This is a genomic window from Paraburkholderia sp. LEh10 (genome assembly GCF_017814945.1).
Classification (GTDB): Bacteria; Pseudomonadota; Gammaproteobacteria; order Burkholderiales; family Burkholderiaceae; genus Paraburkholderia.
In genome coordinates this window covers 136,769-144,943 of sequence record NZ_JAGIPX010000018.1, presented here as the reverse complement: position 1 = coordinate 144,943, position 8,175 = coordinate 136,769, and the positions used below count along the sequence as shown (strand labels likewise).

General features: G+C 62.1%; 9 protein-coding genes and 1 tRNA gene. 3 read left to right on the top strand and 7 right to left on the bottom strand.

Features of this window, described 5'->3' with window-relative positions:
• Positions 1–164 precede the first annotated feature (164 nt).
• The 7 genes from J8I87_RS17470 to rph form a co-directional block, all read right to left on the bottom strand.
• Positions 165–476, bottom strand: coding sequence for a hypothetical protein (locus tag J8I87_RS17470; protein ID WP_209932859.1), 312 nt, complete (start codon positions 474–476; stop codon positions 165–167).
• A 361-nt stretch (positions 477–837) separates the two neighbouring features.
• Positions 838–1,929, bottom strand: coding sequence for an IS630 family transposase (locus tag J8I87_RS17465; protein WP_209932857.1), 1,092 nt, complete (start codon positions 1,927–1,929; stop codon positions 838–840).
• A gap of 254 nt (positions 1,930–2,183) precedes the next feature.
• On the bottom strand, positions 2,184–2,567 hold the full coding sequence (locus J8I87_RS17460) for a hypothetical protein (protein WP_209932855.1): 384 nt from the start codon (positions 2,565–2,567) through the stop codon (positions 2,184–2,186).
• Between the two features lie 646 nt (positions 2,568–3,213).
• A tRNA-Ser gene (locus J8I87_RS17455) sits at positions 3,214–3,303 on the bottom strand.
• A 56-nt stretch (positions 3,304–3,359) separates the two neighbouring features.
• Entirely contained in the window at positions 3,360–4,574 is a 1,215-nt protein-coding gene (hemW, locus tag J8I87_RS17450; RefSeq protein ID WP_209932853.1) for a radical SAM family heme chaperone HemW, read from the bottom strand.
• Positions 4,571–5,215, bottom strand: coding sequence for an RdgB/HAM1 family non-canonical purine NTP pyrophosphatase (rdgB, locus tag J8I87_RS17445; protein ID WP_209932851.1), 645 nt, complete (start codon positions 5,213–5,215; stop codon positions 4,571–4,573). Before rdgB ends, hemW begins: the two co-directional genes overlap by 4 nt.
• Positions 5,208–5,948 (bottom strand): ribonuclease PH, encoded by a 741-nt coding sequence (rph, locus tag J8I87_RS17440; RefSeq protein ID WP_209932849.1) that lies wholly within the window; start codon positions 5,946–5,948, stop codon positions 5,208–5,210. Before rph ends, rdgB begins: the two co-directional genes overlap by 8 nt.
• A 314-nt stretch (positions 5,949–6,262) precedes the next feature.
• Between rph and J8I87_RS17435 the strand changes: the two genes are divergently transcribed.
• The 3 genes from J8I87_RS17435 to rpoZ all read left to right on the top strand — a co-directional run bounded on the left by J8I87_RS17435 (position 6,263) and on the right by rpoZ (position 8,155).
• Entirely contained in the window at positions 6,263–7,186 is a 924-nt protein-coding gene (locus J8I87_RS17435) for a YicC/YloC family endoribonuclease (RefSeq protein ID WP_209932847.1), read from the top strand.
• A gap of 18 nt (positions 7,187–7,204) precedes the next feature.
• Positions 7,205–7,888: a guanylate kinase gene (gmk, locus tag J8I87_RS17430; protein ID WP_209932845.1), complete on the top strand. Its 684-nt coding sequence runs from the start codon at positions 7,205–7,207 to the stop codon at positions 7,886–7,888.
• Between the two features lie 63 nt (positions 7,889–7,951).
• On the top strand, positions 7,952–8,155 hold the full coding sequence (rpoZ, locus tag J8I87_RS17425) for a DNA-directed RNA polymerase subunit omega (protein ID WP_087737994.1): 204 nt from the start codon (positions 7,952–7,954) through the stop codon (positions 8,153–8,155).
• Positions 8,156–8,175 lie beyond the last annotated feature (20 nt).

Sequence of the window (8,175 nt, the reverse complement as noted above, 5' to 3'; positions counted from 1 at the left end):
GGATGGGCTGCCGAGAGAAAGGGTGGGCTGATTATCATTGTTTGCGTGTTAGTCAGAGTGAATGGAGGTAGCCATCGCCGGGGTAGGGCGCCAAGATGACCTCGATGACCGGGCGGTTCTGGAAGATGCGCGAGGCTCCTTGCGCGCCTTCGCGAGCGCCGGTTTCACCACGAACCTGTAGACCATCGACCGGTCATCGCGCCGCCCGAACTCCGCTTCGTGGCGATACCGGAAATCTCGCTCACGCGAAAGCCGACGTTGCCCCGGCCGGTGTGGCCCGGCAGGCCGGGAATGAATATGCCCTTGTCCGGAATGTCAATGCAGGCTGTGACCGGCGTGTCACCAATGCTTTCCAGGCAGCCGAGCGTGATGCGGTCGCGATATGACGGCAACTCGATACCCGTCCTGCAAAGCACGACGTAGCGGTACGGCTTGGCGATCTTTTCACGTCCCTCAAGGCTGATGGCGACCCGCATGGTCCGGGTGTCCTCGCCCTCCGGCAGCCATCACGCGGTGGGACGACCTCCAGCGTGCGCGCGGGCGCCCTGTAGACATCGGGGCTGTAGCGTGAATGGTTTTTGTGCTGTGTCTCTCATGCCTGCTTCCATCGTTCGTAAGCGATCCTAATGAATAGATATCCGACTGAACTCGCACCGGGGCCATCGCGCACTTGACCGGAAAACCGGGCCATGCACGATCAGAAAAGTATGAAAATTGAAGCGGACGTAAAGCAATGCCGCGGGCATAAAATGCGGCCCGCAGGAGGCGGGCCGAAGATGACCGCATAGTCCCATGGGATAGGTCGTGTCGCTTTGCCATTAGCGTGCGCTCCCGGATCTAGTGTCCCGTTCCGCTGATTCGCGTACATAGTCTTTGTAGCTTGGCGAGGATGGAATCAGCGGTAGCGGTCCACATGAATGGCTCGCAGTTCTGGTTGTAGTGAGAGACAAATTGATCGATACGTTTAACCAGTTGCCTGACCGAACCAAACGAGCCACGGCGTATGGCCTTGCCGGTGATCAGAGCGAAGAAGCGTTCGACCTGGTTAAGCCACGAACTGTAAGTCGGGATGAAATGCATGTGCCACCGGGGACGTGCTGCCAGCCACGCTTTGACCTTCGGATGCTTGTGGGCACTGTAGTTGTCCACGATGCAGTGCACGTCAAGATTGGCCGGCACCGCCTTGTCGATTTCGCGCAGAAACGACAGGAATTCCTGATGCCGGTGACGCGGTTTGCAGGTAGCGAGCACCGCACCGTTGAGCACGTTCAGCGCCGCGAACAGCGTTGTGGTGCCATGGCGCTTGTGGTCATGAGTGACCCCTTCAACGTAGCCGAATCCCATCGGCAGCATGGGTTGCGTACGCTCGAGCGCCTGACACTGGCTCTTCTCGTCCACGCACAAGACCAGGGCGTTCTCCGGCGGACTCAGGTAAAGGCCGACCACATCGCGCAATTTCTCGATGAAGAACTGATCGGTCGAGAGTTTGAAGCTTTCGCTGCGATGCGGTTGCAGACCCAACAGCTTGAAGTAACGGTGCACACTGGTCGGCGAGATAGCTGTTTCGGCGGCAATCGTACGTACGCTCCAGTGCGTCGAGCCATCGGCGGGTTTGGTGTGCAGGGTCTCGTGAATCAGCTGAGCCACCCGCTCATCGTCGATCGTGCGCGGCTTGCCGGGGCGCACTTCGTCGTAGAGTCCGTTGATGCGCTGCTCCAGAAACCGAAGACGCCACTTGCCCACCGTGGCGCGCGTGAGTTGCAGGCGCTGCGCGATCGCACTGTTGGGCTCTCCGTCAGCCGCCGCCAGCACGATGCGCGCCCGCGTGACCAGCGCAGCCGAAATCGAGCGAGAACGGGTAATCGATATCAGTTGCAAGCGCTCGTCCTCGCTCAGCACCAGTTCCGCCTTAGGTCGTCCCATCGACATGCTGATGTCTCCCGTTCCGCTGACGTCAACATGCTACGCGAACATAGATTAGTTAACAACGGAACGGGACACTAGTCGTTCGTTCGCTCGATTTGCGGAATTTCTGCGCGCGCGTATGGATCAGGTGATGTGCCGCCGTTGCCTGTCTGGTTGTTCACCTGCTGCGACCCAGTTGTGTTCTCTTTTCGCCAATGCGAGCGCACGCGGATTTCGGATTTCAGCCAGCGTTTCGAGCGTTGCGCCGCATTGCGCCTTCAGCGCGAGCGGGAGATTCGCCTCGAAGTGGGGTTCAAGTATTCGAAGGCGGACTTACGCGCAAGCTGGTTGAAGATCACGTCGAGCGTATTGGCTTGCGTGAGCACCATGCTCTCGACACGGGACAGATGGCCCGTCGTAACCGCATCGCCCTGCTCCCGCAACTCGCTCATCGAGGAAGACGGATCAACATCGTCACCGAAACGCACGCGGCGTACTCGAGTCCCGTGACAGTACCGCGCACTGAGCGGGTTTGACGCAACCAACGCGCCGCGCTTCACTTCGTCGACGCACTCCGTGCCCTCCAGCGACAGCACGGTCGGGTTGGACTTTTGTGCCCACTGACCGACTGGCTTTGCCGGTTCTGCGTCGTCATTCGACACGCTCCATCAGCGTTTTGTCCGACGTACTTTCACGCCATTTCACGCGTTGCCGTTGTCCCGCGGACCTGGGTTCATACGCTCGCTGAAATGGGCGATGTTGGGCGGCACGTCCGACAGCGGCCCGCGCAACGTCCGCGACAGGATCGAGTCGAATTGCTCGCGCGGGCCGGTGTTCGATGTTCGCGATTTCGACAATAATCGCGAATAATTCCGCACGCACACAGCGAAGGTCGTTTGGAGATACGGCCCCAAGACCAGGAACGGGCATCCGTTATCGGGATCGAGCGGTGCGCCCACACAATCGACGGCGACGTCGTTGGAGAATTTTCGGCCTCACTGTTTTGCGGGGTTACACGGGTTACAGGGGTTACGCTGCCCGCCGCGCCTTGGCTGGCGGGTGTTTGCGCGTACCCGTTTTTCCTTGAAACGTAACCTTGTAGCCTGTCGAGGGGAATAGGTTACGGACGGCGTAACTTCATCGGGGTTAAGGGAGTAACGCTGGCAACGAAAGCGGGTTACGCGCTGCGCCTCGTGGCGCCGGGCTCGGTGGGTTGTGCAACCCGTTAACCCGTGTAATCCCGTTTAACTGGCTGAGAAAAACAAAACCCCGTAAGTCCATAAACTTACAGGGTTTTGATGTCCATTCTGGCGGAGGGTGTGGGATTCGAACCCACGAAGGCCGTAAAGCCTTGCCGGTTTTCAAGACCGGTGCATTCAACCGCTCTGCCAACCCTCCGAGCCCGAAATTGTAACCGAAACCCCGCGGTCGCGGCCAACTCCGGTTGCAATCGTTCAAGCATCCTTCAGGAAGAGCGCTTGCAGGTCGTTGAGGAATGCCTGGCCGAGCGGCGTCGGCGCGATCTTCTCATGGTCGCGCGCGATGAGCCCGCGCCGCTCCGCTTCCTCCAATGCGGGCTCGATCGATGTCATCGGCAGGCCCGTGCGCTCGATGAACCGGTGCACTGGAAACCCCTCTACCAGCCGCAGCGCATTAAGCATGAATTCGAACGGCAGATCGCGCGCGCCCACTTCATGCTCTTCCTGCACGGCGTTACCCGCACGCGCTTCATCGATGAACGTCGCCGGATGCTTGAATCGCATCTGCCGCAGGATGCGGTTCGGAAACGACAGCTTCGTATGCGCGCCCGCGCCGATGCCGAGATAGTCGCCGAAGCGCCAGTAGTTCAGATTGTGCTTGCTCTGCCGATGCGGCTTTGCATACGCCGACACCTCATAGCGCTCGTAACCCGCCGCGCGCGTGCGCTCGTGAATCCAGTCCTGCATGTCGGCGGAAGCATCGTCGTCGGGCAGCGGCGGCGGGAACTTCGCGAACAGCGTGTTCGGTTCGAGCGTCAGGTGATACAGCGACAGATGCGGCGGCGCATACGACAGCGCCGTCTCGACGTCAGCCTGGCACTCCGCGAGGGTCTGCTGCGGCAGCGCGAACATCAGATCGAGGTTGAAGTTGTCGAACGTGTTCGCGGCCACGTCGACGGCATGGCGCGCCTGCGCTGCATCGTGAATTCGGCCAAGCGCTTTCAAATGCGTCTCGTTGAAACTCTGGATGCCGACCGACAGCCGGTTCACGCCGCTCGCGCGAAACTGCGCGAACTTGTCGGCTTCGAACGTGCCGGGATTCGCTTCGAGCGTGATTTCGGCGTCGGCATCGAGCGGCAGCAGCGCGCGCACATCCGACAGCAGCCGGTCGAGCCCCTTTGCCGACATCAGGCTCGGCGTCCCGCCGCCGATGAACACCGTGTGCACCTGCCGTCCCCAGACGAGCGGCAGCGCCCGTTCGAGGTCGCTGCGCAATGCGTCGAGGTAATCGTCTTCGGGAAACACACCGCCTTTCGACTCGTGCGAGTTGAAATCGCAATACGGACACTTGCGCACGCACCACGGAAAATGCACGTAAAGCGCGAGCGGCGGCAGCGACGTCAAACGGATGCTGCCGGGCGACGTGAACGCCTGGATCACGCCGGCTCCCGACGTCGATGTGTGGCTCACGCTTCCTCCTTCAGGCGCGCGAACAACTGCTGCAACGCGATCGCGCGATGGCTGCTCGCGTTCTTGACGGCAGGATCGAGTTCGGCGGCCGTCGCGTTCAGCGCGGGCAAGAAGAAGTACGGGTCGTAGCCGAAGCCGTTCGCTCCGCGCGGTGCGTCGAGAATCTCGCCGTGCCAGCGGCCTTCGGCGATCAGCGGCTCGGGGTCGTCTGCGTGGCGCACGAGCGCGAGCACGCAGAAGTAGTAAGCGCGGCGGTCGCTCGCGTTCTTCAATTGCTCGACAAGGCGTGCGTTGTTCGCCGCGTCGCTTTTCTCGCCGCCCGCGAGCTGCGCATATCGCGCCGAATAGACGCCGGGCGCGCCGCGCAGCGCGCGCACGCACAGGCCTGAATCGTCGGCGATCGCGGGCAGGCCCGTCAGCTTCGATGCGTGGCGCGCCTTCGTCAGCGCGTTCTCGACGAACGTGGGATGCGGCTCCTGCGCCTCGGGCACATTCAGCGCGCCTTGTGAAATCAGCTCGATGCCTGCCGTGCCGAACAGCGCTGCGAACTCGCGCAGCTTGCCCGCATTGTTCGACGCGAGGACGATTTTGTGAAGCGCCAACTGCGTCGACGCAGCGCCGCTTTCGTGACGATCATTCACCCTGCAACTCCAGTGCTGCCTTCTGTTTCGCAATCAGCGTCGCGATGCCGCCTTGCGCGAGATCGAGCAGCGCATTCATCTCGGCGCGCGAAAACGGTACGCCTTCCGCCGTCCCTTGAATCTCGACGAAGCCGCCGTCACCCGTCATCACGACATTCATGTCGGTGTCGCACTGCGAGTCTTCGTCGTAGTCGAGATCGAGCACGGGCAAGCCGTCGAATACGCCGACGGAAATCGCCGCGACGTAATCGGTGATGGGCGACGTCTCGATGCGGCCCGTCGCGAGCAGCTTCGCGACGGCATCGTGCGCGGCGACGAAGGCGCCCGTGATGCTCGCCGTGCGCGTGCCACCGTCGGCCTGGATCACGTCGCAATCGATATGCAGCGTGCGCGCGCCGAGCCGTTCGAGATCGAACACGGAGCGCAGCGCGCGGCCGATCAGGCGCTGGATTTCCTGCGTGCGGCCCGTCTGCTTGCCGCGCGCGGCTTCGCGGTCGCTGCGCGTGTGCGTCGCGCGCGGCAGCATCCCGTACTCGGCCGTCAGCCATCCCTGGCCGCGGTCGCGCAGGAACGCGGGCACGGTTTCGGCGATGCTCGCCGTGCAGATCACTTTCGTATCGCCGAATTCGACCAGCACGGAGCCTTCCGCGTGCTTCGTGTAATGGCGCGTGATGCGCACGTCGCGCAGCTGATCGGCGGCGCGGCCGCTGGGGCGTTTCGTGATGTCGTTCATCGTCGGAATCGAGCAGGAATAAAGGGGAAGTGAGGGCGGAAGGAAACTGCAATTTTACCGCCGATCGCAGCGCGGCCGCCCGCGCCGCGCAGCGTGACGCGCGATTGCGAAAGTGCGCAACGCCCGTTCGCACACGGGCACGTTCAAACGGCCGTCTGCCCGGGCTTACCCGGAGGCCGCATCGGGCGGGTGTCGTCGGCAAAAATGGGATAATGCGCGTTCCCCGCCTCGCGTCTCGTACACGCCGGGCGACTCGAATCCCTGGTCGTGCGATGTGATCACACATTCGCGCGGCCGCAATCGCGAGACCTATCATGATCTACAGTATGACTGGCTATGCGAGCGCCACGCGCGAACTCGCAGCGGCATCGGGTAACGGCGGCGTCAGCGTGTCCGTCGAATTGCGCACGGTGAACTCGCGCTTTCTCGACCTCAACTTCCGGATGCCGGAAGACGTGCGCGTCTGCGAGCCGACGCTGCGCGAAATGCTGATGAACAAGCTCTCGCGCGGCAAGGTCGATATCCGTATCAACCTGCAGCGCAGCGAGCAGGCGGCGAACGCGGGCGCGCTCAACCGCGACGCGCTCGCGCAACTCGCGGTGCTGGAGCGCGCCGTGCTCGAAGCGTTTCCGGATGCGGGCCATCTGCGCACGGGCGAAATCCTGCGTTGGCCCGGCGTGCTGGCGGAGAGCGGCGTGTCGCCGGACGTGCTGCGCGATGCCGTGCTCGAATGCGGCAAGCAGGCGATCGGCGATCTGATCGACGTGCGCGCCCGCGAAGGCGCGCAACTCGCGACGATGCTGCTCAACAACGTCAGCGAAATGGAAGCGATCGTCACGAAGATCACGCCGCTCGTGCCGGAACTGATCACGAAGCATCAGCAGAAGATCGTCGAGCGTCTGCAGGAAGCGCTCGGGATCGCCGCACCGGATACGGCGGTGACGATCGTGTCGCGCGAAGAGATCGCCGAGCGCATCCGTCAGGAAGTGACGATGTACGGCATTCGCATCGACATCGCGGAAGAACTGTCGCGCCTCACCGCGCATCTGAACGAAACGCGCCACGTCATTCAAAAGGGCGGCAAGGTCGGCAAGCGTCTGGACTTCATGATGCAGGAGCTGAACCGCGAAGCGAACACGCTCGGCTCGAAGGCGGCCGCGAAGGAACTCGCCGATTCGTCGATGACGCTCAAGCTGCTCATCGAACAGATGCGCGAACAAGTACAAAACCTGGAGTAATACGGGAGTCTCATCAGCATGACCGAACCTAAACGCGAAAGCGGCGCGTCGCCGCGCAATCCGTACGCGGGCGTCTATCCGGGCAACCTGTTCATGGTTGTCGCGCCGTCGGGCGCCGGCAAGTCGACGCTCGTCAACGCGCTGCTCGCGCGCGACCCGGCGATCCTTCTGTCGATCTCCTATACGACGCGTCCGCCGCGCTCGAAGGAGCAGGACGGCGAGCACTATCACTTCACGACCGTCGAGGACTTCCTGCAGCGTCACGATGCCGGCGAGTTTCTCGAAAGCGCGGAAGTACACGGCAACTACTACGCGACCTCGCGCCTGTGGATCGAAGAGCAGATGAAAAGCGGTCATGACGTGCTGCTCGAAATCGACTGGCAGGGCGCGCAGCAGGTGAAGAAGCAATTCCGCAACGCCGTCGAGATTTTCATCCTGCCGCCTTCACTCGAAGCGCTCGAAGAGCGCCTGAAAAAGCGCGGCCAGGACGAGCCGAACGTGATCACGCGGCGTCTTCTCGCAGCGGGCAGCGAGATGGCGCACGCGGCGGAAGCGGAGTATGTCGTGATCAACGAAAACTTCGATCGCGCGCTCGCCGAACTGCAATGCCTCGTGTCGGCGACGCGCTCGCGCTTTGCGTCGCAATACGCGCGCCACACGGACCTCTTCATGCAACTCGGCATTCACTTGCCGCACGCCTGATCACGGGCGAGCTCCCGAAGACATAAGGTAGAATAACCAACGTACAGAGAAGGAATTTTCAACATGGCCCGCATTACCGTCGAAGACTGTCTGAAACAGATCCCGAATCGTTTCGAACTGGCGCTTGCCGCGACCTATCGCGCACGTCAGCTCGCTCAAGGCCACACGCCGAAAATCGAAAGCCGCGATAAGCCCACGGTGCTCGCGCTGCGTGAGATTGCGGCTGGCCAGGTTGGCGTCGAAATGCTGAAGAAGGTGCCCGTCTAAGGCGCGCTTCAACTTTTGAT

What these genes read in the sequence shown, in the direction of transcription:
- J8I87_RS17470 (WP_209932859.1), bottom strand. Translation starts at nt 476, where the DNA reads ATGCGGGTCGCCATCAGCCTTGAGGGACGTGAAAAGATCGCCAAGCCG.
- J8I87_RS17465 (WP_209932857.1), bottom strand. Translation starts at nt 1,929, where the DNA reads ATGTCGATGGGACGACCTAAGGCGGAACTGGTGCTGAGCGAGGACGAG.
- rph (WP_209932849.1), bottom strand. Translation starts at nt 5,948, where the DNA reads ATGAACGACATCACGAAACGCCCCAGCGGCCGCGCCGCCGATCAGCTG.
- J8I87_RS17435 (WP_209932847.1), top strand. Translation starts at nt 6,263, where the DNA reads ATGATCTACAGTATGACTGGCTATGCGAGCGCCACGCGCGAACTCGCA.
- gmk (WP_209932845.1), top strand. Translation starts at nt 7,205, where the DNA reads ATGACCGAACCTAAACGCGAAAGCGGCGCGTCGCCGCGCAATCCGTAC.
- rpoZ (WP_087737994.1), top strand. Translation starts at nt 7,952, where the DNA reads ATGGCCCGCATTACCGTCGAAGACTGTCTGAAACAGATCCCGAATCGT.